21 protein-coding genes and 3 pseudogenes are annotated in these 25,762 nt (G+C 38.4%); 1 reads left to right on the forward strand and 23 read right to left on the reverse strand.

The genetic code is table 11. The features are described 5' to 3' along the window. Window positions 1–143: 143 nt before the first annotated feature. The 11 genes and pseudogenes from AAFX60_007295 to AAFX60_007345 form a co-directional block, all read right to left on the reverse strand. Entirely contained in the window at window positions 144–1,934 is a 1,791-nt protein-coding gene (locus AAFX60_007295) for a hypothetical protein (GenBank protein XDF76604.1), read from the reverse strand. Continuing rightward, the gene (locus AAFX60_007300; protein XDF76605.1) at window positions 1,922–2,947 is read right to left on the reverse strand and encodes a hypothetical protein; all 1,026 of its coding nucleotides are present in this window, start codon (window positions 2,945–2,947) and stop codon (window positions 1,922–1,924) included. Before AAFX60_007300 ends, AAFX60_007295 begins: the two co-directional genes overlap by 13 nt. A 207-nt stretch (window positions 2,948–3,154) precedes the next feature. Further along, window positions 3,155–3,937 (reverse strand): hypothetical protein, encoded by a 783-nt coding sequence (locus tag AAFX60_007305; protein ID XDF76606.1) that lies wholly within the window; start codon window positions 3,935–3,937, stop codon window positions 3,155–3,157. A 406-nt stretch (window positions 3,938–4,343) separates the two neighbouring features. Beyond that, complete coding sequence (locus tag AAFX60_007310) at window positions 4,344–5,366, reverse strand: formate dehydrogenase subunit gamma (protein ID XDF76607.1); 1,023 nt, start codon at window positions 5,364–5,366, stop codon at window positions 4,344–4,346. A 16-nt stretch (window positions 5,367–5,382) separates the two neighbouring features. Then, window positions 5,383–5,991, reverse strand: coding sequence for a formate dehydrogenase FDH3 subunit beta (gene fdh3B, locus AAFX60_007315; GenBank protein ID XDF76608.1), 609 nt, complete (start codon window positions 5,989–5,991; stop codon window positions 5,383–5,385). A gap of 13 nt (window positions 5,992–6,004) precedes the next feature. Next, window positions 6,005–8,860 (reverse strand): formate dehydrogenase subunit alpha, encoded by a 2,856-nt coding sequence (locus tag AAFX60_007320; GenBank protein XDF76609.1) that lies wholly within the window; start codon window positions 8,858–8,860, stop codon window positions 6,005–6,007. Between the two features lie 12 nt (window positions 8,861–8,872). Next, window positions 8,873–9,070: a twin-arginine translocation signal domain-containing protein gene (locus AAFX60_007325; protein XDF76610.1), complete on the reverse strand. Its 198-nt coding sequence runs from the start codon at window positions 9,068–9,070 to the stop codon at window positions 8,873–8,875. An 84-nt stretch (window positions 9,071–9,154) separates the two neighbouring features. Further along, window positions 9,155–9,757: a molecular chaperone gene (locus AAFX60_007330; GenBank protein ID XDF76611.1), complete on the reverse strand. Its 603-nt coding sequence runs from the start codon at window positions 9,755–9,757 to the stop codon at window positions 9,155–9,157. Between the two features lie 4 nt (window positions 9,758–9,761). After that, window positions 9,762–11,436: pseudogene (locus AAFX60_007335) on the reverse strand (4Fe-4S dicluster domain-containing protein). A 203-nt stretch (window positions 11,437–11,639) separates the two neighbouring features. Next, the gene (locus tag AAFX60_007340; protein XDF76612.1) at window positions 11,640–12,158 is read right to left on the reverse strand and encodes a DUF3306 domain-containing protein; all 519 of its coding nucleotides are present in this window, start codon (window positions 12,156–12,158) and stop codon (window positions 11,640–11,642) included. Further along, window positions 12,139–12,597 (reverse strand): DUF3305 domain-containing protein, encoded by a 459-nt coding sequence (locus tag AAFX60_007345; protein XDF76613.1) that lies wholly within the window; start codon window positions 12,595–12,597, stop codon window positions 12,139–12,141. The genes AAFX60_007340 and AAFX60_007345 overlap by 20 nt, the downstream gene beginning before the upstream one ends. A 147-nt stretch (window positions 12,598–12,744) precedes the next feature. Between AAFX60_007345 and AAFX60_007350 the strand changes: the two genes are divergently transcribed. Further along, entirely contained in the window at window positions 12,745–13,566 is an 822-nt protein-coding gene (locus AAFX60_007350) for a formate dehydrogenase accessory sulfurtransferase FdhD (GenBank protein XDF76614.1), read from the forward strand. 185 nt (window positions 13,567–13,751) lie between these two features. Here the strand turns inward: AAFX60_007350 and AAFX60_007355 are convergent, their stop codons facing one another. The 12 genes and pseudogenes from AAFX60_007355 to AAFX60_007410 form a co-directional block, all read right to left on the reverse strand. Next, window positions 13,752–15,212: an HD domain-containing phosphohydrolase gene (locus AAFX60_007355; protein XDF76615.1), complete on the reverse strand. Its 1,461-nt coding sequence runs from the start codon at window positions 15,210–15,212 to the stop codon at window positions 13,752–13,754. Then, window positions 15,213–15,533 (reverse strand): annotated as a pseudogene (locus AAFX60_007360) (metal-dependent phosphohydrolase). It lies immediately after the preceding gene. After that, window positions 15,473–15,817: a hypothetical protein gene (locus AAFX60_007365; protein XDF76616.1), complete on the reverse strand. Its 345-nt coding sequence runs from the start codon at window positions 15,815–15,817 to the stop codon at window positions 15,473–15,475. The pseudogene AAFX60_007360 and the gene AAFX60_007365 overlap by 61 nt, the downstream one beginning before the upstream one ends. 169 nt (window positions 15,818–15,986) lie before the next feature. Then, window positions 15,987–17,148: pseudogene (gene mltC, locus AAFX60_007370) on the reverse strand (membrane-bound lytic murein transglycosylase MltC). Window positions 17,149–17,387: 239 nt separating this feature from the next. Beyond that, complete coding sequence (locus AAFX60_007375) at window positions 17,388–19,280, reverse strand: methyl-accepting chemotaxis protein (GenBank protein XDF76617.1); 1,893 nt, start codon at window positions 19,278–19,280, stop codon at window positions 17,388–17,390. Between the two features lie 263 nt (window positions 19,281–19,543). After that, window positions 19,544–20,182, reverse strand: coding sequence for a pyroglutamyl-peptidase I (gene pcp, locus AAFX60_007380; protein XDF76618.1), 639 nt, complete (start codon window positions 20,180–20,182; stop codon window positions 19,544–19,546). A gap of 11 nt (window positions 20,183–20,193) precedes the next feature. Then, complete coding sequence (locus tag AAFX60_007385; GenBank protein ID XDF76619.1) at window positions 20,194–21,099, reverse strand: DUF979 domain-containing protein; 906 nt, start codon at window positions 21,097–21,099, stop codon at window positions 20,194–20,196. A 9-nt stretch (window positions 21,100–21,108) separates the two neighbouring features. Beyond that, the gene (locus AAFX60_007390) at window positions 21,109–21,786 is read right to left on the reverse strand and encodes a DUF969 domain-containing protein (GenBank protein XDF76620.1); all 678 of its coding nucleotides are present in this window, start codon (window positions 21,784–21,786) and stop codon (window positions 21,109–21,111) included. A 203-nt stretch (window positions 21,787–21,989) separates the two neighbouring features. Continuing rightward, complete coding sequence (locus AAFX60_007395) at window positions 21,990–23,234, reverse strand: NRAMP family divalent metal transporter (GenBank protein XDF76621.1); 1,245 nt, start codon at window positions 23,232–23,234, stop codon at window positions 21,990–21,992. A gap of 81 nt (window positions 23,235–23,315) precedes the next feature. Next, on the reverse strand, window positions 23,316–24,272 hold the full coding sequence (locus AAFX60_007400) for a biotin-dependent carboxyltransferase family protein (GenBank protein XDF76622.1): 957 nt from the start codon (window positions 24,270–24,272) through the stop codon (window positions 23,316–23,318). Beyond that, complete coding sequence (pxpB, locus tag AAFX60_007405) at window positions 24,256–24,987, reverse strand: 5-oxoprolinase subunit PxpB (protein ID XDF76623.1); 732 nt, start codon at window positions 24,985–24,987, stop codon at window positions 24,256–24,258. Before pxpB ends, AAFX60_007400 begins: the two co-directional genes overlap by 17 nt. Then, the gene (locus AAFX60_007410; GenBank protein ID XDF76624.1) at window positions 24,987–25,727 is read right to left on the reverse strand and encodes a 5-oxoprolinase subunit PxpA; all 741 of its coding nucleotides are present in this window, start codon (window positions 25,725–25,727) and stop codon (window positions 24,987–24,989) included. The genes pxpB and AAFX60_007410 overlap by 1 nt, the downstream gene beginning before the upstream one ends. Window positions 25,728–25,762: the final 35 nt, after the last annotated feature.

The following is a 25,762-nucleotide window of genomic DNA, read 5'->3' on the forward strand; positions in this document are numbered from 1 at the left end:
TATTGAGGGAGAATGCTCGTTTGAAGTAAAGAGAAAATATGCCGCATTAAAAACTAAACGCAACACATAGTAAAAATTCCATGTGTTGCGAATAACTCTTAAACAGATTATTAGAAGAATTTTTCTATCTACGCATGCTCATGTTATTTATTTTGCAGTACATTTAGCAGGTTTTCGATAGGTTCATTAATAATACTCTGTGTAATAAAGTCTTTGACGCTATTCTCATGCCCCTTATTTAAAACAAAACCTTTTCCTGATGAGTTTTTAGCTGGCTGTTTTAACAAAAAACCTTGCTGAACTAAAACTTCTAGATACTTAGAAAGGTTTAATTTGTGTTTTAACGATGTACACTGTTGTTTATATAGCTCTTCTGTTTTCCAAACAAATGAATTTTGTCTAAATCCAACTCTGAATATTTTTTTCAAATCATTTTTTATAGTGTCCATCTTTTCAGTTACAGAAAGTTCGGTTGATTTGATAAACTCTCTGAATTCATCAGGCAATATACAATCTTGAAAGTTATCTGCTGAAATATCATTTTTACCGAAGCTAGCAATATCTACATCAATAAACTCTGATTCTACAAATACTACATCTTCACTAGGGAATGTAGATTTAGACAAATTTAAATAGCCATTGAAGTATCCGTCAATTACAGAAAATGACCTGAAATCTAATGGATGAAAGTCACCATAAATTGACAAGTTATTAATCCTCTCACCTTTATGCTTACCATACAAGCTTAGCAGTTTTTCAGTATATACTTCTCTATTGCCAAAGTCCTTCGGCATAGCTAAATAAGCAAGGCTAGACAGTATTTTTCTATACTTATATTTTTCTTCAAACTTAGCACTGTTTAATTCTTGAATAGATTTACCTATAAAACTTTTCAAGAAAATTAAATCATCATGATTCCGGTGAAGCTTAATATCTTCCACTAAAGCCCCACCTTTATAACAGTCACGAGAAATAGACGTTAATACATTTTGTCCTAAGTTTAAATCTTGATTGTTTATTTTATTGGCAATAAATCTGGATTTTAGCCAAAACTCAAAAGAGTCATGCTTTATCTTAAAGTGGCTACCCTGTCTAATCAACAAAGGAGAAACATAAAACTCCGTATAATTATCTGTATACTTACCATGTAGTGAACATTCTAATAATTCATCTAAATCTGATTTAGAGATCATTCCTTTATAATCAAAAACGATATCCTTTAAAATTTCAAAGTAATCATCACTAGTAATTGAAATATTTTGTTTAAGAATATCTCTCATTATTATTTGATGTAGGACCTTATCTAAAGGTTCTGACATTATAAAGAATTTAGACTCATCATAACTGGAAGGAATGCTTCCTTTGTCTTCAGATTCGACCAATTCACATAGTAACCTTATTATTAAAGGGGTAACATTCGTTTCACTATCAAGTGATAAACTCTCTATATGGTTTATAACCTTATTATCAAAGTTTTTACCACTATATTCTTTATCGTCATTATAACGAATATCTAAGTATTTCTCTGTTAACTCCCTATTAAATCCTCTCAAGTTAAAAATATCAACTTGACTTCTATGGAATCTTTCTGAGTTATTTTCCCTAGAAGTAATTAGAACTGAACAGTTTTTATACGTTTCATTTAATTCAACTACTGAGTCAATAAAAAGATCCAAATTAAACCTTTCTTTTAATTTAGATTCAATCTCATCCAACCCATCAATTATAATAAATAAGTTACCAGAGCTGATATTTAGAGCTAAATTTTTTGAGTCAAGAGTTAAATCAGGTTCATCTTGTAAGATACGGTATAAACTTTGAATTGAATCAACTCTTTCCCCATTATTTCCTACTTCATCTGGAAGATCAAAAGAAGATAAAAGCAACGCTTTTTTCTTATGACCATTAAAAAGAAGTCGATCTATTTTTTCCACAACTTGCAGGCAGAATGTAGTTTTACCAACCCACCATCACCCACCACAACATTAATAGGTTTAGCGTCATTATCAGTTTTGCTAATTATTGAATCAATAAAATCTAAACTTAGTGTTTCTTGCTCATTCTTATACAACCACTGATCGACGAAGAAAGGCTCAGTAGTTACATGGCTCCCATCTTTCAGAGCATTTATCAAACAATAATCCCAAATGTAGTCTTCAATAAAATGATGCGAAAAGTCAATATTTGGGTGTGAACTTTGATAAGGCTGGCATTTAGAAATTATACTAGACTTTCTATTTTTCACTTCTAATCCAGTGGTTTTGCTTATTTCTTTTGGAAAAAGAAATGAAATGGATATTAATTTTTTTATATCATTCTTATGCTCTTCAAATAATTCTTTAAATGCGCCTGCGAAACTAACATTTCGACCAAGAAAAACAAAACCAACACCTTTTCCATTTACATCTGATAGATGATAAAACTCAAAGTTTTTACTCTTACTTGCTTTAGTAACATATCTATTTGGGTACACTATCGAAATTATATCTGTACACTTCCAATCTTCAGATTCAGAAATATCTTTACTAATAAAATGATATATTGGCATGGGAAGTGATTGATCAATGTCAATATGTTCTTTGGAATCAAAAACATTTCTTAAAAGACTTTCGACAGAAAGTCTTATTCTTGAACTATCCGAACAATTAATATCCACTTCATTGTCGTGAGAATCTATATTACCAAAGTCTTGAAGAACTTTAAGATCCAGTTTAATTTTCTTAATATGATTTTCATTTACATCTAGATTTTTTTTACTAATAGAGTCTATTAGCTCTTGAAACTTACTTTTTGAACTTAAGGCCTGAGTTGTTTCACTTTCAGAACTGAGTAATATAACTCTACATACGCATTCACCAATTTTTCGAGCGTCGTTTGCTTTACCCAAACGATCATAATCGCTCAAATATTTAGATAACCTAAACAGTATAGTTTTCAAATCTTCCAAAATATCACCTAATCATCAAATTAAATACACATAAACGCATATCACACATTTTACTACATCATATTACTGGACATAATTCTGCTAACGCCGCGTAAGGTGCGAGCAACGCGACCATTGGCCTAAACCATTGCGCCGTAAACACGAAACCCAACCTTGAACTGATAATGCCAAGCGTTGGGAATCACTCTTAAATGCTTTATTATATTTTTATTCTTCTCGCTCCAATCTCACTCCTATTACAATTGAAAGTAGCGTAAGTAACGACATTACAATCAACTTAAGGGATTCTAGAGACTCTACTTTGCTATTGTAACGTTCTAGGACTTGTTCATATATATTCAAAAAATCATGTGATTGCTCAGCAAGCTTTCTTACAAATTCAAATATATCGCTATTATTTTTGAGAAATAATAACTCACTCGAATACAGTTCTTTGAGTACTGTTATCTGTTTAACAGTAATATCAACCTTTTCATTATCAGTCATTTGTTCATAATCAAATGAAAACAACTCAATTAGTTTGGGATAATACTCTTCCAAAGCTTTTTCACGTTGAGCATGCTCATTAAGCAAAGCTTCTAACTTCTTCCAGCTATCACTAAAACTCACGATATCATCGGTGGTATGAAAACCGTACTTTGACATCTCTTCAATATCAGTAATGATATTCAGGGGAATTTGATATTGATATTGGAGTACACGCAGTATGTCTTTCATCTCCCTATGATACGAGTGAAGATTAACGAAAAACTCTTTATTCACTTTTACTTGTTGCTCTCCAAGTATCAACTGACTTGCAGAGCCAGATTCACTTACTCTTCTGAACTTGTCATGTAAGTTATCAGCCCAATAGTTAAGCTGAAAACTATAAGCATAAGCTTTCGATTCTTTGGTATTACCTGCTCCGTCAAACATAAACTCTTGGCAAATGTAAAGTGCTGCAGCTAAGGCTCCTCCAAGATACACTAAACTTAATTTTTTTTGGCTCATATACACGTCTCATTTGATAATAAATAAAAACCACTTTAAATACATGTATATACACACACCATTTACTACCAACCATTCCATTAATGGCTGCTATTTTTTTCGAAAACTTAATAAATCAACACCATAACCTATTCGATATTATTCGCTCTTTTCATACTATGCGAGAACGTGTTGTTTTATGCGTTAATTCAAACCTTCTTGCGCACATCATACCATTTAATGGGTAGATTTCATTTACTTTTTTTATGTTTTGCTTATAAGTTCTAATTTTTATTAAGAACTAACCTATTGATAATATTAACTATAAATAGTGACATTTCTCTTTCACCAAGCATCAGACATAAAAAAACCGAGCAAGTTACCCTGCTCGGCTTTTGAATTTATGACAATAAAGTAACTAACTTATTTAGTCTACTTTCTTATCTTGTGGTTGGTTTTCAGGAAGGTCTTTCACTTCGTGATACCATAAGTCATGGTGTTCTTTTGCCCATGTCTCATCAACATCACCGGTTACCATGCCATCTAGGCCCGCTTCCATACCGAACAGACCGATATAAATGTGGAAGATGAAACCACAGATCAGGATAAGTGCTGATAGCATATGCACAAGGTTAGATAGTTCCATGTCACGACGTAATTGGCCGAAGATTGGGAAATCTAAAACAAAACCACTGAAAGCAACAACAGTACCGAATACAATTAGTAACCAGTAAATTGCTTTTTCACCACCATTTGAGAAACCTGCTGATGGGTGTGAACCTTTGTGTTTACCTACCATGCCGCCCATTTTCATGAACCATTGAATGTCTGTCTTGTTGAAGATAGATTTTCTCCACCATTTCAGAAGTACACACATTAGTAGGATAAAGAAGATCGGTCCCATGTAGTTGTGGTATTGCTTCGCGGCATAAATGATCATGCCCCAGATTTCACTTGGTAAAATCGGTTTTAAAAAGTGTTTACCATAAACTAAACATAAACCACTGAACGCTAGAGTTAAAAAGCTAAATGCCATGCTCCAGTGTAAGGCGCGATCCATACGAGACCAACGTTTGATCTTACGGCCTGTTTTTGGTTTGCTTAGTTTTAATGGACCAACGACAAAGTACGCCAGTGTTACCATTACTAAACTACCAAAAATAGCAAGTGCACCTAATGGTGACATCCACTTCTCTTTTAGTACAAACCACGTTTCGCCTGCCGTACTAATAAGTACGCCATGTTCAGGCCATTGCGAAGTTGTGTAGCCTTCTTGACCTGCTCTTACTTCACGCCAGATATCTGCGCCAGCAAGTTGGGTCATTTCTTTCTCTGCGCTCTTCGCGGCTGCACTCTCATTTGCCATGCTTGGCGTAGCAAATGAAAGCGTTAATGCTGCCATTAGCGGCAGCAATAACGAAAGAGAAAGACGTTTTAATTGTTTCAACATCACTCTCTCCACCGGATTAGCTCTTAGTCGCATCAAACGCAAGATCTTCACCGTCAGTCCAACCTGCGTCTTTCGCTCCACGCTCAACAACACGTTGACGGAAGATGTCAGATACTTTCTCTGCATCACCAGCCAATAGTGCTTTTGTTGAACATAGAGAAGCACACATTGGTAATTTACCTTCAGCGATACGGTTTGCACCGTATTTCTCACGTTCTTCTTTAGAACCTGGTTCTACACCTGGGCCACCAGCACAGAATGTACATTTGTCCATTTTACCACGCTCAGCAAATGCACCCTGTTTAGGGAACTGAGGCGCACCAAATGGGCAAGCAAACAGACAGTAACCACAACCGATACAAAGATCTTTGTTGTGACGTACGATGCCGTCTTCTGTGTGTTCAAAACAGTCTGCAGGACATACTGCTTTACATGGTGCATCGGTACAGTGCATACATGCTACTGAGATTGATGTTTCACCTGGTTCACCGTCGTTTAGTGTTACTACGCGACGACGTTGAATGCCCCATTCTAGAGCATCGTCATTTTCGTTTTTACATGCAGTGACACAGCCGTTACATTCGATACAACGCTTGGTGTCACATAAGAATTTCATTCTAGCCATTTTATATCACCCCTTACGCTTTTGTGATTTTACATAGTGTCACTTTGGTTTCCTGCATTTGCGTTACAGGGTCATAACCATAAGTGGTTGCTGTGTTTGCTGCTTCACCAATAACGTATGGATCAGTGCCTTCTGGGTATTTATTACGTAAGTCTTCACCTTGGAATTTACCGCCAAAGTGGAATGGTACGAATGCTAAGCCAGGCTTAACGCGACGAGTTACCATTGCCTTAACGTGAATGCGACCTTTCTCTGCACCTTCAACCCAAACCATGTCACCGTCTTTAAAGCCGATGTCGTTTGCGTCTTTCGGGTTAACTTCAACGAACATTTCTTGTTGAAGCTCAGCTAGCCATGGGTTTGAACGTGTTTCTTCACCACCACCTTCGTACTCAACAAGACGACCAGAAGTCAGAATAATTGGGTATTCTTTTGACTTGTCTTGGTCTTGAATTGTTTTGTACAGCGTTGGAATACGGAAGTTCGCAGCGCGGTCATCCCATGTTGGGTAATCAGCAACAAGATCACGTCGTGGTGTGTATAACGGCTCACGGTGTTGTGGAACACGGTCAGGGAACGTCCATACAATTGCACGTGCTTTTGCATTACCAAATGGCATACAACCGTGTTTGATAGCAACACGTTGAATACCGCCAGATAAGTCAGTTTTCCAGTTTTTACCTTCTGCTGCTACTTTCTCTTCTGGTGTTAAATCGTCCCACCAGCCTAGTTGTTTAAGCAGTTTGTCAGTGAATTCTGGGTGACCATCTTCGATTTCACAACCTACTGGGTAGCTGTCTTCAGCTAGTAGACTTTGACCTTCATATTCCACACCAAAACGTGTACGGAAGTTACCGCCACCTTGAGCAACAGGTTTAGACGTATCATAAAGGATATGCGTACCTGGGTGCTTCATTTCTGGTGTACCCCAACAAGGCCAAGGAAGACCGTAGGTTTCACCATTTACTGGGCCGCCTTCTGCTTCTAACGTTGTTTTGTGGAACGTGTGCCAGTTTTGTGTGTGCGCTTTAATACGCTCAGGGCTTTGACCTGTGTAACCGATTGTCCACATACCTTTGTTGAATTCACGTGTGATGTCTTCAATTACAGGTTGGTTGTTTTCATCAATTTGGATGTTTTTGAACAGTTGATCTGCATAACCAAGTTTTTTACTTAGTAAGTACATGATCTCGTGGTCAGGTTTTGATTCAAACAGTGGCTCAACGATTTTTTCACGCCATTGGAATGAACGGTTTGATGCCGTTACAGAACCGTGCGTTTCAAATTGTGTTGTTGCTGGTAGTAGGTATACGCCATCAGTACGGTCGTTCATTACCGCTGCAACCGTTGGGTATGGGTCTACAATAACCATCATATCCAGCTTGCTCATTGCTTTTCTGATTTCAGTACCACGTGTTTGTGAGTTTACTGCGTGACCCCAGTAGAACATTGCACGGATATTGTCGTTTTGTTCGATGTTTGCTTTGTCTTCTAAAACACCATCAACCCAACGAGATACAGGAATACCAAAGTTATTCATTGGCGTTTTGCCGTTGTATTTACCTTGGTCGAAGCGGCCTTTCACCCACTCGAAATCCAATTCCCATACTTTAGACCAGTGTTTCCATGCGCCTTCACCAACACCGTAGTAACCAGGAAGCGTATCAGAAAGTACACCTAAGTCCGTTGCACCTTGTACGTTATCGTGACCACGGAAGATGTTTGCACCGCCACCTGATTTACCCATGTTGCCAAGAGCAAGTTCTAGGATACAGTATGCACGTGTGTTGTTGTTACCTGTTGTATGTTGAGTACCACCCATACACCAAACAACACAACCTGGACGGTTTTCAGAAAGCAGTTTTGCTGTTTCGTAAACTTCAGCTTCAGTGATGCCTGTTACACGCTCAACTTCTGCTGGGTTCCATTTTGCAACTTCTGTGCGGATCTCATCCATACCAAATACACGTTGGTTAATGAATTCTTGATCTTCCCATTTGTTTGCAAATACATGCCATAGTACACCCCAGATGAAAGCTACATCAGAGCCCGGACGCAATGCAACATAGTGATCAGCTTTTGCTGCTGTACGTGTACGACGTGGATCAGCAACAACGATCTTACAACTGTTCTTCTCTTTTGCGATCAGAATATGTTGCATTGCTACTGGGTGCGCTTCTGCTGGGTTTGAGCCAATGAACAGAATTGACTTACAGTTGTGCATGTCATTGAATGAGTTTGTCATCGCACCGTAACCCCAAGTGTTTGCTACACCGGCTACAGTTGTTGAGTGACAAATACGCGCTTGGTGGTCAATGTTGTTTGTGCCCCACATTGCTGCGTTTTTACGATACAAGTATGCTTGTTCGTTGTTGTGCTTTGCAGAACCTAACCAGTAAACTGAATCAGGACCTGACTCTTTACGGATCTCAAGTGCTTTGTTACCCACTTCTTCAATCGCTTGTTCCCACGATAGTTTTTTCCACTTACCGTTTTCAAGCTTCATTGGGTATTTTAGACGACGCTCACCGTGACCATGTTCACGAAGTGCTGCACCTTTTGCACAGTGACCACCTGCGTTGAATGGGTGGTCAAATGCTGGTTCTTGACCAGTCCATACGCCATTTTGTACTTCAGCGTAGATACCACAACCTACTGAACAGTGTGAACAGATAGTACGTTTCACTTCTGTAGGTGCATCAACTGGCACTTCTTTCGCTTGTGCTTTTTTCATCATGCTTGGAACAAACATGCTTGCACTTGCTACTGCACCCGCAGCAATTGTTGAAGTACGCATGAACATACGACGTGTAATGCCCAGTTGGTTCTCTTGCTTCTGTACCGAATCGGAACGTTTAGTCAGTTTCATTATTATGCTCCGTTATAGGCTGTCGTAATAATCACGAATGTGTTGAGTTTCACGATATCCATCGCCTTTTTTCTCAACGTTTTTAGTTTCCGCTACTGTGTTTGCATTTGCAGTACCAGATACCGCTGCGGCTACTGAACCTGCGGCAGCAGCAGTTGCAAGGCCTTTCAGTAGATTACGGCGGTTTAGGTCCGTTTTTTTATCGCTCATTCAATGCTCCTATGATTCCAATGTATTTGGAATGGGCTTTTGTTTTTATGGTTCTAATTCTCGTTAAATGAATTGATTTACGTACTATTGCACTTCTGTAATTTCAATTTCATTTGGGTTCTTAGCAAATCGTGTTTGCTCTACGCTGAAAAACGCCAGAGTCAAACTCACTACCGATTTGTAGAAATTTGCATGTTCAGCCTGTTTAATTTGATCACAAAGTGACACAAACCAAGGTTGAATATGTCGATTAAAGAATCGCTGTTGCAGTACTTCTGCATCACCTGACTCTATAAGCATAGCCATTACTTCACATAGTGCTGAAATATGATCTTCTGGCTCTTTTACTTCTTCTGCACGCTCGAAACCAAGCTGCATTAGATCTTGTCGTAGTGCCACTAATGGTTTTTCCATTAATGCACCAGCCATGTGCCATGAGCCAAACGGCATCACTTCACCACGGCCTACACCAATAAATAAGTTTTGATACTCATCTTCTAGTGCTTCTTGTTCTGAATTTTTTGCTGCATCTGAAATCACAGACCATGCTTTGCTCATTTCGTGGCTGTCATCGCCTTCGACTTCAATACCACTTAACCAATCAATCACATTTTGATCAGGTGCTACTCGGTATAAATGCGCTAATAAACCGTAGATTTCTTGTCGAATTTGTTGTTGTTCATTCATGCCATTACACCTTTAACTGTTTTTCAGGGTTTGCAGACAAATCGGTAAAGATGTCTCGAACTCGACAATCTTCACACATATATAGACGTTTAATTGATGCTTCATCGTTGAAGTGAGGGTTACCCTGTAACTTAGAGCGTAGCATTTCAATCATTGATGCTGGCGCAAAAGGCGCACCACAGCTAATACAGCATGCCGCGTCTTCTTTATGCACAATTTGTGTTTCTTGACGTGTCTCTTGGTTCCAGTTCATTTGCACTTTCATGCTTAACACTTTTTCTGGACAAGCACTTACGCAAAGACCACATTGAACACAATCTTGCTCAACGAATTTCAATGTTGGTGAATCAGGATCACTATGAAGTGCACGTGTTGGACACACAGCGACACAACCCATGCACAAGGTACAATCTTTAGTTTCGCAACTGATTGTTCCGTATGGTGCGTGTGATGGTAGAGATTGGATCTCTGTGATTTCAATTTGGTTTGCTTTTGAGTCGGCAGCAAGGTGATCCAATGCCCCCATTAGACGCTCACGCTTGTTACCTTTTAAAGGTGCATCCATTACAGATAGCGGCGTATCAATCAGTGTCATCTCATTTAACGCTTCCATGTAAACCACTTGGATTCGTTGAGGATCTAAACCTAATTGAGTTAACAATGCCTGAGCAATTTCCACTTCTTGTGTTAATACACGTTGAATGGTTTCTGGCATTCTGCGGCTTGCGATAAACAGAACTTGCGCAGCACCATTCACCAACGCAGAGAACCATGTATCAATACCAACAGACAATAATTCATCAAGAACCACTGGAATAACATGGTCTGGCATGGTTTTCAGTGCCATTACATTGAAATTCTCATGACGATCACTACAAAATGCGATAATAGGTGTCTCTCCACCCTCTTTTTTGTAGTTTGCTAATAAGCGAGTAGCAAAGTTTTGCGTTTTTTCTGCTTCTGGTAATGCGTAGCTGATCGCTTCTGTTGGACACGCGGTTGCACATGTACCAACACCTTGGCAAAGGTATGGGTTAATTTGGATATGGTGACCCGTTTGATCCGAACCTTCACTGGTTAATGCACCAGCAGGACAAGCATCAACACAACGCTCACACCCTTTTACGCCACGTGAACTGTGTGCACATAACTCTGGGTTTAAGCGGAAATATTTTGGTTTATCGAACGTACCAACAAGACCCGGTAATTCATCAAGCACTTGTGCAAGTGTTGGATAGCCACGGCCTACTGGGTAGTAACCTGGTACTGGCACTTGTTCTTTCATCACGCTATCTAGTTTCATATCTAAAACTAAATCGAAAGCGGTTTTTCCGGTGGTTGTTTTAGCAAGGTTTACTCGCTCGCCATTAACCACGCACTCAACATCGAACGCACCTAAGAAGCCTTTAATGGTGACCTCTTTTGCGTGATAAACGGTTTTGTCCGTTTTTTGTCTTGAGTATCTGATTCTGTCGATACCAATGTGATGCTGTTTAATTCAGAGAACTGCTCTGCTACATCAACAATGATGCTCGTAGGCCGATAATAACCAAGTTACCACGGCTTTCGTAGCTCACCGTTGGCGGGATCAAGTTGTTTAACTCAACGGTTTGCTCAATAGCGAACTTACGCGCTTTGGCATTCGTTGTTTCTGATTGTGCTAAAAATTGGGTTAACATTGCTTCACCTATTCTTGACCCCATTCGGGCCTATTCAGTTCTATGACTGGTTTATAGGTTCTATATCGCAATATCCGTACCAACTTAATGGCTAATTATGAGAAATATTAATAGGTCGATTTGTTGATTATTTAGACTATTTGGCGGGAGTTATTTTTATGCGGGACATTTTGTCTCAACTTGGTTCAAAATGTCCCGATTCTTTATATGGTCTTTTTTGTCTCACTTGGGTCAATATCGTCGCCTTTAACGTATTGATATTCATTATCATTTTCATTTATAGCGTCAGTATCAAGAGCAATTTCTTCGTCTGAAATCTCGTCTTGTTCTTCTTCAGGTTCGACTAACCATTCACGTAATTTGCTTGCTGTTTCACTGTCCAGTTTTGGTTGTGTTGAGTAGTTTGGCTCATCTTCCATCGCAAATTCTGGATTCAAAAACATCTTACGAAGTGCTGCTTTTTTCAAGTTTTTGTCTACACCTTCAGCCATAAATTGACTGACGTTACTTGTGCCTGTGATAGTAACTAAATCTGCTTCGGTAGGCAGTTCAGGCTCTATCTCAGTTTCGCTTTCTCTTTCAACAGCAACACTAGGCTCAACAAGGGTTTGTGAATCTTCTACTGTGTCTGATTCAGTATTTAATACTGGCTCATCACTGACTTCTTCACCCTGCTTAACCTTTTGTTTTCTTAAAGACCATCTACTTAGGAAGTTGCTCACTTGCGCGCCCCGCACCTTTACGTTTTTTCTTACGAACTTCTAATAACTCGCCGTGTTTACCAATATAAGCTTCTAACCATGCTTGCATCGGTAGCGGCATTGCTGTTGAAAGCACTAAATAATCACCATCCATATATTGTCCGATCATGCTTTGTGATGCAGTGATCATAACTGGCGTTAGTTGGTCATTATCGTTTTCAAAAGCAAAGAACAATTTAGGATCTTGTGAGCTTAGATTGAAACGATAATCTGTTCTTTCATCGCGGAAAATTTCTAAATCACGCTCAAACAGTGAAACATTATCTTGTGTCTCATTTACCTTCTCATAAAGATGAATATCACCAAGTCGCCATGATGGTGCACTCCAACGGCCAACCTGTTTGATTTCTTCAATCACTTCAAATTGTAATGGCCATTTGTTTTCTGTTTTCTGTTCCACAAGTTATCCTTCTTTTGATGAAGTTTTGTATTGCTATTTATACTCTAAAGCAAAGCTTGTACCAACCACGCTTTCTTTTTTTACTCTATGGTATAAAATTTGCCTAACCTAGATAAATAATCAAATCTCATTCATTTGGAGCTTATTTTGAGCCAATCACCTAAAATAATTACTACTGGCACTGTACCAAAACAAACCATTTCTGTTGATGTTTATGATGAATATGGTGAAAAGCTAACAAAAGAGATCGCATGTGAACAACCTTTAACCGTAATGTTGAATTGGCAAGAAGTCGTAACATTAATGACCCTTGGCGCTCGCCCTGCTGAGTTGGTTTTAGGGTACTTAAAGAACCAACATTTTGTTACTGATGCTTCTCTTTTAGAATCGGTGATTATTGATTGGGAAACCAAAACGGCTGCTGTAAATACGAAAGAAACCACCGAACACGTTAAAGAAAACTTGAAGAAAAAGACGGTGACTTCGGGTTGTGGTCAAGGCACCATGTACGGCAACGTAATGAAGCAACTTGAAAACTATCAAGTACCACAAGTAACTATCAATCAATCTGATCTTTACGAATCATTAGAAGCGCTGACATATCACAATGATACTTACAAAGCAGCAGGTGCTGTGCATGGCTGTGCTGTGTGCAAAGACAATAAAGTGCTTTCATTTGTGGAAGATGTAGGTCGCCATAACGCAGTTGATACTTTAGCTGGTGAGCTATGGTTAAAACAAGAAGCAGGTGATGACAAACTCTTCTACACCACTGGTCGTTTAACGTCAGAAATGGTTATTAAAGTCGCTCAGATGGGCATTCCTGTTCTGCTTTCACGCTCTGGTGTAACTCAAATGGGTTTAGATTTGGCTAAGAAGTTTGGCATTACCATTATTGCTCGTGCAAAAGGTAAGCGTTTCCAAGTATTTGCTGGACATGAAAAAATCAATTTTGATGTGAAAGGTTAAGTGGAGCTTAGGGACTAGGGGCGAGGAAAAGCAGGGACGAGTAAGAGTCGAAAGCAGATGCTAGGGACTAGAAAAGAACAGGAACGAGTAAGAGCAAAAAGCAGTTACTCGTTCCTGTTCTCACTCGCCACTATCCCTCAAGACTTACTAATCCCTAGCCCCTAAAAACTAGTCCCTGCTCTTACTCACTTACTGATTATTCTCAAAATAGCTCTGAACTCTTCATGATGCTCTAAGAATATATCGACAATCTTAGGGTCGAAAGAAACGCCCTTTTCTTCTTCGATGATCTTAATAGCCACTTCATGAGTAAAGCCTTCTTTGTAAATACGCTTTTGTCGTAATGCGTCATACACATCCACAATACTTACAATTCGAGCTTCAATCGGAATCTCTTCACCTACTAAACTCAAGTATCCTTTACCATTCCATTTTTCATGATGGTAAAGCACGATATTTTTAGTTATCAAACTCAAGTCTGTATTCTTGATAATCTCATAACCAATGTTTACGTGTTTTTTCATTACGTCGAATTCATCAGGATCCAATTTTCCAGGTTTCTTCAATATGTAATGAGGTATACCAATCTTTCCAATGTCATGCAGCGAAGCAATCATACGAATTTCTTCTACAAACGAGTTTGGCATATTCAATAAATTAGAAAGATGCTCAGAATATACGTTGATTCGCTTGTTATGCTCACTGGTTTCTTCATCACTGTATAATGAGGCCATTTCCAATGAACCAATCAATGATTCGTTCATTCTTAAAAGACGAGCTTGTGCTTTTTTCTCTATATAAACTCGAGTTATCAACACGCCAATGATAAATAAGCTGACAAGTAGAACTGCGATTAGTAGCCAGAAATCATCTTTCTGATACTTTTCATTCTCATTGATATAGATGTTTTTAATCAAACGTTCATTATCTGATGATGTTGATATCAGATTAATGGCATTAAATAGTGCTTCATGCTCTTTCTTTACTGCGATATACACAGAGAATGTTTTGGTTAAGGTTCCTGCGGTTTTTAAATCATACATGTCATGGTTGATTGTATGATTCATTAATAAACGTTGGTCACCAAAAGCATAATCAACTCGTCCGTCATCTATTGCTTCAATGATCTCTTCAAAGGTATCAAAAAAGACCATTTTCACATTTAACGTATTGTTTTTTATATAATCGTAATAATAAGCGTTTTTCAGCATCCCTACCGTCGAGTAGTTTATATCTGCAATACGAGATATAAAGTTCCCTTCTAACTTATTAAATACTGACAATTCAAAACTGTAATACGGTTTTGTTAGAAAATATTTATCTGTAATGCACTCATTTTCAAATGTTGATAATAAAACATCATAATCTTTACACTCACCAACACTTGGCTCAGTGAAGGTGACCGAATCTTTAAATATTCGCTTAATACTGTCGAACAACGTAGGTGCAATGCCGTGATACTCTTCATTAACTAAGTAGCTTGCAGGAAACTCATTAACGCCATAACCAACACTGACGCTTGATCCTTTAAGTTCACTACTTCCTTTAAAAAGATACAAAAAGTAATCTTCACGGGATTTTTTAACAAACGCTTTTACTTCTTCTGATTTCAACTCAATAAAGTATTTTACTAATACGCTATACAATTCAGATTGCGATTTTGGTATTGCAAATGAGGTATATAGGTTATTCAATCTTGGTAAGTTTAATGTCGGAAATGCTTTGTCCGTTATTTCTTGTGTATCAGCAACAAAAGCGTCAATCTCTCCGGAATTAAGAGCGTTTATCAGTGAATTAACATCCGCAAATTTTACTGGTGTATATTGTATAGAATCAGAGTATTGTTCAATAAAATTCGTCGTAGAAAACCAATCTTCAACTAAGCCAATTTTCTTATTATTTAAACTTACAAGATCAATAATTTGATCCGTATTTTTATAAAAACTTTGGTGCTTACACGATACAATGTTGGGACAAAAAAATAGTTTTCTTTTCTGTTTTCAGTATCAGCAAAATCTAAATAAGCCCCACTCTCTAAACGGTCAAACATTGCATGTAAATCATCAATGTCTTTTACTTTTAGTTGGAAGTTTGTATTGAGTTTTTTGTTAATATCTTGAATTAGGTTGCTGTACAGTCCTTTTGGTGCCCCATCCTCAATAAAAAATAATCTTGAATTATAATCATTGTTATAAAACACAAAATTTTTATTGTTTTGTATCCATACTTGCTCTTCCTCTGTTAAATCCATTGAAGAAACAAATGAAGAAAAAACACACATGATAAAAACGAAAATTCGTTTCAATTTGCATACACCATAACAATCAATAAACACAAATAAGTGCAAAAAACGCACACTAACAAAGCACTCTGCAAATGTATAATGGAATTTATTGCACCTATCAATCAATAAAATTTATCTAACTTTTCTCATTAAATTCTTTTTGAAATTTAAGCACTTTTTCTAAATATCTACGAGCTTCAGCCTTAGGATGTTTGTTTGTTAACGCCCAATAAAGCTGATTTGGTTGCAAACTATTTATCTCATCAATGGCTTTAGTTCGGCTTGGATCAAATGTTGAGAAAACGCCACCTGAGCCCCCGTTATAAGCCGAGATCATACTGTAATGCTTATTAGTTGGATGTTTGATGTCTCTTAAATAACGATTCTTTAAAATATAGAAATACGCTGTACCAGTATCGATATTATGCGCAGGGTTAAACAAGTACTCTTTTGTTGGGATCCCGGCTTATTCTTAACTAATTTAAAAACATCCGCTCCTGCGGTTTTTGGATCACTTGCATTAATCCGTAAGCGCCTGCATGGCTTACAGCATAAGGGTTAAAGCTGCTCTCTGTCTGAATAATTGCATAAATTAAGTCGATTGAAATATCGTACTCTTTTGATGCTTTTTTAATTAAATCTGCATATTGAAATTCACGTTGCTCTAAATGGTCATCAACCATAGATATCTCAACATAATACGCTTTACCATTTTTAATGGTTTTAGTTTGTAACTTATTTTCTATTAAGTAATCAGCATAACGCCCTGCTCGCCATGGCCATTCAATGTCTTTATTCTCTTGGTCTTTAATTTGGCCAAGTAAGAATGGACGTCCACGCAACGGAATCGATTTATCGCTAAATAAATCCACATGTGATGGGTCTGCTGGCATTAATACGGTGCCGATGATCGCTTTCTTCAACGTTTCTTTTGGTTGGTATTGAGAGATCGTCGAAACGTAAATTTTGCCTTTATCAAAATCGATATGTGCGCGAGTTCTATATCCATCCAAATACTTAACGTAACGATGCTTACCCGCTTCTAGAAACTCTTTATCTCCCCATGTTTTATGAACATGATTAGCAAGATTTTCTAACTGCTCTTCAATGCTTTGATTTGGTTTTGACGTGCTAGGTTTCCAAGAATCTGGCTTTGAAGTTGTATTATTGTTCGAGTTAGTAATGTCACTCTCGCAATTACATGAATTCGAGTTAGGTCTTTGGAAATTGCCATCAAAAATAGGCGTACAAGAGACTGTCGCTAAAGAAATAATAAAAGGAATTAATACGTTTTTCATCGATGTCCTAAATAGCGAATTGAATGGATTTTTCAATGCACTGGATAGATTACACATTAGGTGTTACCAATAAGGAGGCGTATTTTACACATTGTTTATTTTTTTGGAATAGCATACGAAACAAACTTCATAAGTTTTTTTACAAGGTGTTGCCTTACACAACATTGGAAACAAAATCACACTTTTTTGACGTAAAAAAACCGTCACTATTGGACGGTTTTTTACTGTTTATTAATAAGTTACAGTTTATATCGTTTAATTTCTTCTTCTAATGAATCAGCTAACGATTTTAATGACTCAGCCTGCAATGCTGCGGTCTCAGCCTCATGCGCCATTTGGTTTGCTACTTCCTGAACCCCTTCTGTATTTCGACTAATTTCAGCCGTAACACTTGACTGCTCTTCTGCAGCAGAGGCAATTTGAGTCGCCATATCGCTAATCACATTAATTTGCGCAGCAATATTCCCGATACTGACTCCCGCTTCATCGACATCTTTTACGCTTGTTTCTGCCAAGTGATGACTGTCCGACATGACTGAAACCGCTTCTTGTGTTGTTGATTGAAGCGTTTCTATCATGGCTTGAATCTCTTCTGTTGAAGTATGGGTTCGTTGAGATAAAACTCGAACTTCATCAGCCACAACCGCAAATCCTCGACCTTGCTCGCCAGCACGTGCCGCTTCGATTGCTGCGTTTAATGCGAGTAAGTTTGTTTGTTCGGCTATCGAACGAATGGTGGCCAAAATTGAACTGATTTTGAGTGCGTGTCCGTTAAGATCTTCAATGATGCCTACCGCACTATTTACCTCTCGAGCAAGATTTCCGATAGATGCTTGGCTTTGATTTGCTTGATCGTGACCTGTTTGTGTTAATCCCACCGCTTGCTCTGCCGATTTAGCAGTGTTTTCAGCATTTCCTGCAATCTCTTGTGTCGCACTCGCCATCTCAGTTACTGCAGTAGCAACCATGGTTATTTCATCTTGTTGATGACGGATATTTTGACTGCGCTGAACGGCTGAATCTGCACTTTCTGCTGCTGAGCGATTTAACTCAAAGGTTATTTCACGTAAATTTGATGCCATCGTATGCAAGCGTGATACGAACTGGTTGAAGTTATCTGCTAACTTACCTACTTCATCATCTGATTTAACATTAATACGAACCGTAAGGTCGCCTTCGCCATTTGCGATATCCGCTAACGCATCCGAAACCGTTCCTAACTCTCGTAATTGACGAGTTACAAGCCATCCTGTGAACATAGATACAAACAATAAGATTAACGCGCCAATCGACAGCAATTCAAAAAGCATCGAATTTAATGGCGCTTCTAATGTCTCTTTGTCCATCACCAAGGTAATTGCCCAATTGGTATTTGGAACCGCCGTGATCATGACCGCTTTCTCTTTCCCATTCTCTTCGGTAAAGAAAAAACCATCAGATGCAATTTCATTACTTAAATTGTTAGCATCGAATCCATTACCAAGTTCTGAAATTGGTTTTAACACCATTTTCTCATTTGGGTGAGCAACAACGATTTTATTGCTCACATCCAGTAGCATGGCATAACCATTACCTGGAACTGGAATATCTAATATATCCTCAACTAAAGTAGACAAAGATAAATCAGAAGCTGTAACACCAATTATTTTTCCATTACTACGAACTGGTTCAGTAAGAGTAACAACTAACGCTTGCATGGTATGACTAACATAGGGCTTTGTTGTTATTCCCTTATTCGCAGTCAGTGTTTCTTTGTACCAATCTCGGGTTCGTGGATCATAACCGGCTTTATTTAACGATGGATCTTGGCGTTGCATCACGCCATTTTTGTCACCGTAATAACTTAAGCCAAAACCACCTGATGTGAATGTCTGTTTTAAATGAGCGACCAAATCCAAGTTAGGATCTCGCTCTATTGCTTCTTTCATAGCAACAATCGCATCTTGGCGACCTTTAAACCAATCACTAATGCCTAAACTATAGGCTTTTGCTGTATTTCCACTTTCACTTTGAATGGCATCCCATGCTTGAGTTTTCATTGTCTGATATGAAAAAGAACCAAGAGACACGATTGTTAAAACAATAAGCGCAAAACTCGTTAAAACAAGTTTAATTTTTAGTGTTAGATGCATAATTTTCTACTTCTAATAATTTTAATAAAATTCCTAAGTGCAAGAGTAAATATGAACAACCTCTGAAATTACTGCTACACACCTCATAATTGAAAAAATCAATTACACAAATCATCATATAGTTTCGACTAACTTCAAAATGTGTTCATTTTCACAAACTTAACTGTCTATCTCGTTAAATCTCTTATAATTTCTTCAGGCATAAAAAAACCTAAGAACAATTAACATTATTCTTAGGCTTTAAAAAAGTGAGGCTAATTATCTTAACAGATCGTTCCCGCACCTTGTTGGATATCAGAATCGTTATCAATGATGGCTTGCGCCGCTATTGCTAAACCTTCTGCAATTTGCTCAAGTTTCATCGTTGGTTGTGAACCATCAACCGATTGCTCTGGTAATAATGGAATATGTACAAAACCATGACGAACATTCGTGTCTTTTAAGTAATGTTGTATTCCATAAAACAGATGGTTACACACAAATGTCCCTGCGGTATTTGAAACCGTGGCAGGTATGCCTTGCGCCTGAATTTCACTAACCATTGCTTTGATAGGAAGTGTCGTAAAGTAAGCGTCTGGCCCACCAGCGACTACTGGCTCATCAATAACTTGGATACCCTCGTTATCAGGGATTCTAAAATCGTCTACATTAATGGCAATACGCTCTGGTGTAATGGCAGCACGTCCTGATGCTTGACCCACGGTAATAACCGCATACGGTTGTTGCTCTTCAATTGCTTGTTTGACTGTTTCAATAGATTTGTATCGAACCACTGGAACCTGACAAATAACGATCTCACCACCATTAAGCTTGCGTCCTGCAATTAACTTAACCGCTTCCAATGCCGGATTGATTTTATCGTTACCAAATGGTTCAAAACCCGTAATTAAAATCTTTTTCATTGCCTAATTCCCTAAAACGCAAACAGATACATAAATGTAGTATTAATAAGTAACATGATAAAACCAGGAATAAACTGAGTAATAATCACTTGGTTTTTATTCTCTAACTCTAATAGTGCGGCAGGTACAACATTAAAGTTGGCCGCCATCGGTGTCATTAATGTTCCGCAATAACCAGAAACCATACCAAGTACACCAACGATCACTGGATTACCGCCCATTTCAACCATAAGTAGCGGAATACCAATACCTGCAGTGATAACAGCAAACGCAGCAAACGCATTACCCATCACAATGGTGAAGATAGCCATGCCGAATGTATAAGCAATAACGTAAGCTAAAACACTACCATGAGGCACAATTTCTTTTACGATTTGTGAAACGGTATCACCAACACCCGCTTGACCAAACAGATAACCAAGTGCAGCTAAGAATTGCGACAAAATAGCCGCCCAACCAATGGTATCAATTAAACGACGACCTTCATGTATGCTTTGCACAGGTCGACATTTGGTCATTCCGTTTGCAACTAATAAAGCCGCAACAGAGCTTATCCCTAAACCAATAAGCGCACTTTCACCAGTTACTTGGCTCCATAAAATGGTACCGACAGGAACAATGATCGCAGGAAGAAATAGCATGTTTTGTAATGATTTCGCACTGGCTTTTCTAAATTCATTATCACTTGAATGATAAGAACCAATCCCCATTAATCCAGCAGAAGCAATCAGTGTCATAAGTAACACCAGAACGCCGACAAACCAATCAGGTAAAATGCTTCCTAAACAGAAAGAAACACCATATGCCAACCAAAATAAACCTGTACCAATTGCTTTTGGATTTTCCTTATCCATAAAGCTTTGAACCGAAAAGGCAATTAATAATAAACCCGTTGCTTGATAAATATATTCTAACATGATGAATCCCTACTCTTGCTTACCAGCTTTTGCCAAACGCGAATCTTCTATCCATGCTCGAACATAAAACACAACACATGATGCCAATGCGGTTGGAATTGCCCACATAAACATATCGTTTAACGCTACACTGTAACCGTGTTCTTCCAACACGCCTTTGATAAGCAATAAACCACCTGCACCAATAAAGATCAGCTGACTAAAGAAGTTAGCAAAGTTTTCACTCATTGCAGCTAAAGCACGCAAATGTTGCTTCTCTTTATTCGTTAATGGTTTTCTGTCTTTTTCTGCAGCAGCTTCTGCCATTGGAGCAACTAGCGGACGGATCATTGATGGGTGACCACCCAGATTCAAACCAAGTGCATTCGTCACTTTACGTAATAATAGATACGTAAGCATCACACGACCTGCTGATGCTTGCTTGATTGAACCAATCAAGGTTTCTGCTCTTTCTCTTAATCCAAAACGCTCTAGAACCCCTATCATAGGTAGAACAAGAATGAATAAAGACATATAGCGGTTTTGCGTAAAAGAAGCCCCGAGGATTGATAAAATCTCGATAAAATCAATCTTAGCAACCAAACCGGTAACAATCCCGGCGGTTAAAATAACTAATAAAGTGTTCAAGCGTAATGCAAGACCGACTGTGATGATTAAGACACCAATTAATGGCCAAAAATCAATCATATTACATCCTTATAAATAGTATCTTTACTCCCATAGCAAGATACAGTTAGTTTTTTAAAATGGGTAAAACCAAACAACCCCAAAACGTTATAGAACGTTTCGGGGCATTTAACGAGTATATTCAAAAATAAGTAGATGAGAAGTTTTTAAATATTTTTTATTATTAATTTGTGCTAAATATTTAAGAAAATGTGCCTCATCGGTTAAATAAGCAACATGTATAAGGTATATACACTCATTGCAGCCATCATTGCTGTAATTAACCACCCAAACACCGACATCCATACTGGGTGCTTATAATCTCCAACAATTTGTGCTTTCTTTGCCGCTATTAACATAATGCCTAAGGTAACAGGTAGAATAAATCCGTTTAGAGCACCAGCAACAATTAGAAGAACAACAGGCTTACCAATAAAGCAGAAGATAAAAGTAGAGATAACAATAAAACCAATAATAAATTTACGAGAGTGCAAATCAATCATCGGATGCAATGTCTTCAAAAACGATACGGATGTATATGCAGCACCGATAACGGAAGTAATGGCCGCAGCCCAAAGAACTAAACCGAAAATTTTATAACCTATGTTTCCGGCAGCGTGTTGGAACATAGATGCAGGCGGGTTTGAAGGGTCCAAAGTTACCCCTGTACTTATTACCCCTAACGCCGCTAAAAACAAAATAACACGCACGATTGAAGCTACACTAATCGCAGAAACTGAACCTCGATTCACTTGTGGTAGCGCTTCTTTTCCTGTTACTCCAGCATCAATTAAGCGGTGTGCCCCTGCAAAAGTAATATAGCCACCAACCGTACCACCAACTAGCGTGATGATCGCAAGAACGTTTAATTTTTCAGGCCAAACTGAACGATACAATGCTTCTCCAATCGGTGGAGACGTTGAGAAAAGAACATACAGAGTCATTACTATTAATGCGGCACCCATTAAAATAGTAAAACGGTCCATTACTTTAGCTGCATCTTTTAACATAAAAATGGCCACAGCAATAACGGCACTGATTGAGGCCCCTGCTACCGGAGAAATGCTCGGGAATAACACGTTCATCCCCATCCCTGCACCACCAATGTTACCGATATTAAATGCTAAGCCCCCTAGAGCTACGGTTCCTGCAATTGCATAACCTAAACCGGGAAGTAAATCATTTGCTATATCCTGAGCACGTTTTTTGGAAACAACGATTACACGCCAAATATTTAATTGAGCACCAATATCTAAAATAATAGAAACCAGAATAACAAACGCAAAACTAGCCCCTAATGTTTGTGTAAATACTGTTGTTTGAGTTAAAAAACCGGGACCAACTGCTGAGGTTGCCATCAAAAAGGCAGCGCCCATTATCAATGACCAACTAACACCTGAACTTCTCGGCAGCTGTCCTTCCTTTGTGGACGCATTTGACGACTCACTCATGACTTTTTCTGATGACATATCATTTCCTTTTGTTATCACGTCACTGCATCCTTATTGTTGCAGTAGTTTCTCGTCTATCGACGATATTTATTAGAATTATTAAGAGTTATAAGAAGTAAAAAACTGACGTTGAATATGTAACTCAGCTTCTGCACTATGCAGTTCTTTTTCGTAGAACTGAACCGTTGAACCCGGAACACATTGAGATAAACGACTAATATCAGCGTGTATTACACAACCAATTTTCGGATAGCCCCCAATCGTTTGACGATCACGCATTAGTACAATAGGTTGACCATCATTCGGAATTTGTATTGCCCCAAGAGCAATCCCTTCTGAAATCAGGTTATTACGTTGACACTGAATGGCTTCTCCAGATAACCGATATCCCATTCGATCAATGTTATTTGACACGGTATAAACCGTAGAAAAGAATCGTTCACGCTCTTCTGGTAAAAAATCATCATATTGATAACTCGGGATCACCCCTACCTTTATATGCTTACCATATGTGGGAATAAAACGATTTGGAACTTGTTTACGTAATCTTGGTTCAAAAAATACCGTTGATAACTGAGATACATCTACAGAGTAACGAATAAGAATGTTTGCTTTGAGTGGTTTACCATTTCCTTCAAGGCCGCCTAATCCATCACGAACCACTGTTGCTGTACTGCCTAAAATATTATCAATTTTAAATCCCCCACTCACTGATAAATAAGCTCGCAGTCCAGCACTCGCAGCCCCCATTTCAAGCTTATCACCTGAATTAATAGCATAACTCTGCCAAGGGACTATTGGGTCACCATTTAATTTGGCCTGCATATCCGCACCAGTTAATGCCATTGTGGTTGCCGCATAAAAAGTACAGCTAAATTGCCCTAGTGTGATTTCAATTTGAGTCGCATTAGGATCATTACCAAGCAACTTATTTGCCCAATCAAACGCATGTTCATCCATTGGACCACCCGGAGTTACACCAACGGATTGGTGGCCAAATCGTCCTTTATCTTGAAGTAATGCCAATGGGCCTGTGCTATTAATTCGTAAAGTCATTTGTACCTCTCACAGACTCTGATTCACAAGGTAATTCCCCACCCATTTCAATATAGGTCTCACGAGAAATTGAAACAAACGTTACTTTCGCACCCATCTCAAACAAGGTTAAGTTTTTACGATTAAAATCAATAAGATTGACAGGCGTTCTCCCTATTATTTGCCAACCACCAGGTGATGACTTTGGATAAATAGCCGTTTGTTGCTCTGCAATAGCTAAACTTCCAGCTGGCACCATTAAACGTGGTGTGCTTTTTCTAGGGACATGAATTCTAGAATCCGTATTTCCCAAATAAGCAAATCCGGGAGCAAAGCCTATGGCATAAACTCGGTACGTTTGAGATGAATGTATTGATATCACCTCTTCAAAACTTAATCCTGTGTGGTCACAAATCTCATCAGCATCAAGTGACACTTCTTTTCCATAATAGACTGGCAGTTCTATTTCTACTGTAGACTTACTCGATTGCATCTTCTGTAAATCAGAAGGTATACACTGATGTAACTGCATCATAAAGCGGCGTAAATCTACACTAGAGGTATCATATGTGATTAATATAGATGTGTATGAAGGAACAATATCGACAATAAGTGAACCGAGCTCTTGAGTAAAAAGAGTGACTGATTCAGCAATCATATCAGCGACTTCAGGACTGACTTTATCAGCAAAGGTAAGTAACAAAGTCGATTCATTGACAGCGGATATTTTCATCATTACTCCGCCTTTGATTTTAATTTTTTTCGTAGATATTCAGCCGTAGAGACAGCAAATGGTCCGTCCCCATGAATACACAATGTATCTGCGTGTATTTTTATAATGTCGCCATTTAAGGTCGTCACACAGCCTTCATCTATTAATTGATTTGCTTGTTTTTGTATGGCTTCATCTGAGTGATGGCTTGAACCGGGAACACTTCTTGGGACTAGACGCCCTTGCTCATCATATGCTCTGTCTACAAAGGCTTCAAACCAAAGTGTGATGCCATACTCTTTCGCCATATCTACATAACGTTGATGATCAGGAACAGCCATAATGACCAAAGGTAACGTCGCATCATATCGCTTCAAGGCTTCTAATAACGTTTGAAGAATGGCGTCATTTTTCATCATTGCGTTATATAATGCGCCATGTGGTTTTACATAGCTCAACGAGGTCTGCTGACTTTGACAAACTCCTTCTAACGCACCTAGCTGATAGATAAACAGCGCAGCTAAATCGTCTGAATCCATTGATATATCACGTCGTCCAAAACCTTGAATATCGTTATAACCAGGGTGAGCACCAATCGTCACGCCATGTGCCTTTGCCAGTGCAACTGTTTTCATCATGACACTTGGATCTGAAGCATGCATACCACATGCAATATTCGCCATATCTAACGCTGGCATCACGGCACTGTCATTACCTAATTGCCATAAACCGAAACTTTCGCCCATATCACAATTAATTCTCATTCCCTGCTCCTTAATTATTAAATTTGGTAGTAACA

The organism is Aliivibrio fischeri (genome assembly GCA_038993745.2).
In the GTDB taxonomy this organism is placed as follows: Bacteria; Pseudomonadota; Gammaproteobacteria; order Enterobacterales; family Vibrionaceae; genus Aliivibrio; species Aliivibrio fischeri_B.

Coding starts and splice junctions, on each gene's coding strand:
- AAFX60_007305 (XDF76606.1), bottom strand. CDS start 3,937: ATGAGCCAAAAAAAATTAAGTTTAGTGTATCTTGGAGGAGCCTTAGCT.
- AAFX60_007310 (XDF76607.1), bottom strand. CDS start 5,366: ATGTTGAAACAATTAAAACGTCTTTCTCTTTCGTTATTGCTGCCGCTA.
- fdh3B (XDF76608.1), bottom strand. CDS start 5,991: ATGGCTAGAATGAAATTCTTATGTGACACCAAGCGTTGTATCGAATGT.
- AAFX60_007320 (XDF76609.1), bottom strand. CDS start 8,860: ATGAAACTGACTAAACGTTCCGATTCGGTACAGAAGCAAGAGAACCAA.
- AAFX60_007325 (XDF76610.1), bottom strand. CDS start 9,070: ATGAGCGATAAAAAAACGGACCTAAACCGCCGTAATCTACTGAAAGGC.
- AAFX60_007330 (XDF76611.1), bottom strand. CDS start 9,757: ATGAATGAACAACAACAAATTCGACAAGAAATCTACGGTTTATTAGCG.
- AAFX60_007365 (XDF76616.1), bottom strand. CDS start 15,817: ATGGATTTAACAGAGGAAGAGCAAGTATGGATACAAAACAATAAAAAT.
- AAFX60_007375 (XDF76617.1), bottom strand. CDS start 19,280: ATGCATCTAACACTAAAAATTAAACTTGTTTTAACGAGTTTTGCGCTT.
- pcp (XDF76618.1), bottom strand. CDS start 20,182: ATGAAAAAGATTTTAATTACGGGTTTTGAACCATTTGGTAACGATAAA.
- AAFX60_007385 (XDF76619.1), bottom strand. CDS start 21,099: ATGTTAGAATATATTTATCAAGCAACGGGTTTATTATTAATTGCCTTT.
- AAFX60_007390 (XDF76620.1), bottom strand. CDS start 21,786: ATGATTGATTTTTGGCCATTAATTGGTGTCTTAATCATCACAGTCGGT.
- AAFX60_007395 (XDF76621.1), bottom strand. CDS start 23,234: ATGTCATCAGAAAAAGTCATGAGTGAGTCGTCAAATGCGTCCACAAAG.
- AAFX60_007400 (XDF76622.1), bottom strand. CDS start 24,272: ATGACTTTACGAATTAATAGCACAGGCCCATTGGCATTACTTCAAGAT.
- pxpB (XDF76623.1), bottom strand. CDS start 24,987: ATGATGAAAATATCCGCTGTCAATGAATCGACTTTGTTACTTACCTTT.
- AAFX60_007410 (XDF76624.1), bottom strand. CDS start 25,727: ATGAGAATTAATTGTGATATGGGCGAAAGTTTCGGTTTATGGCAATTA.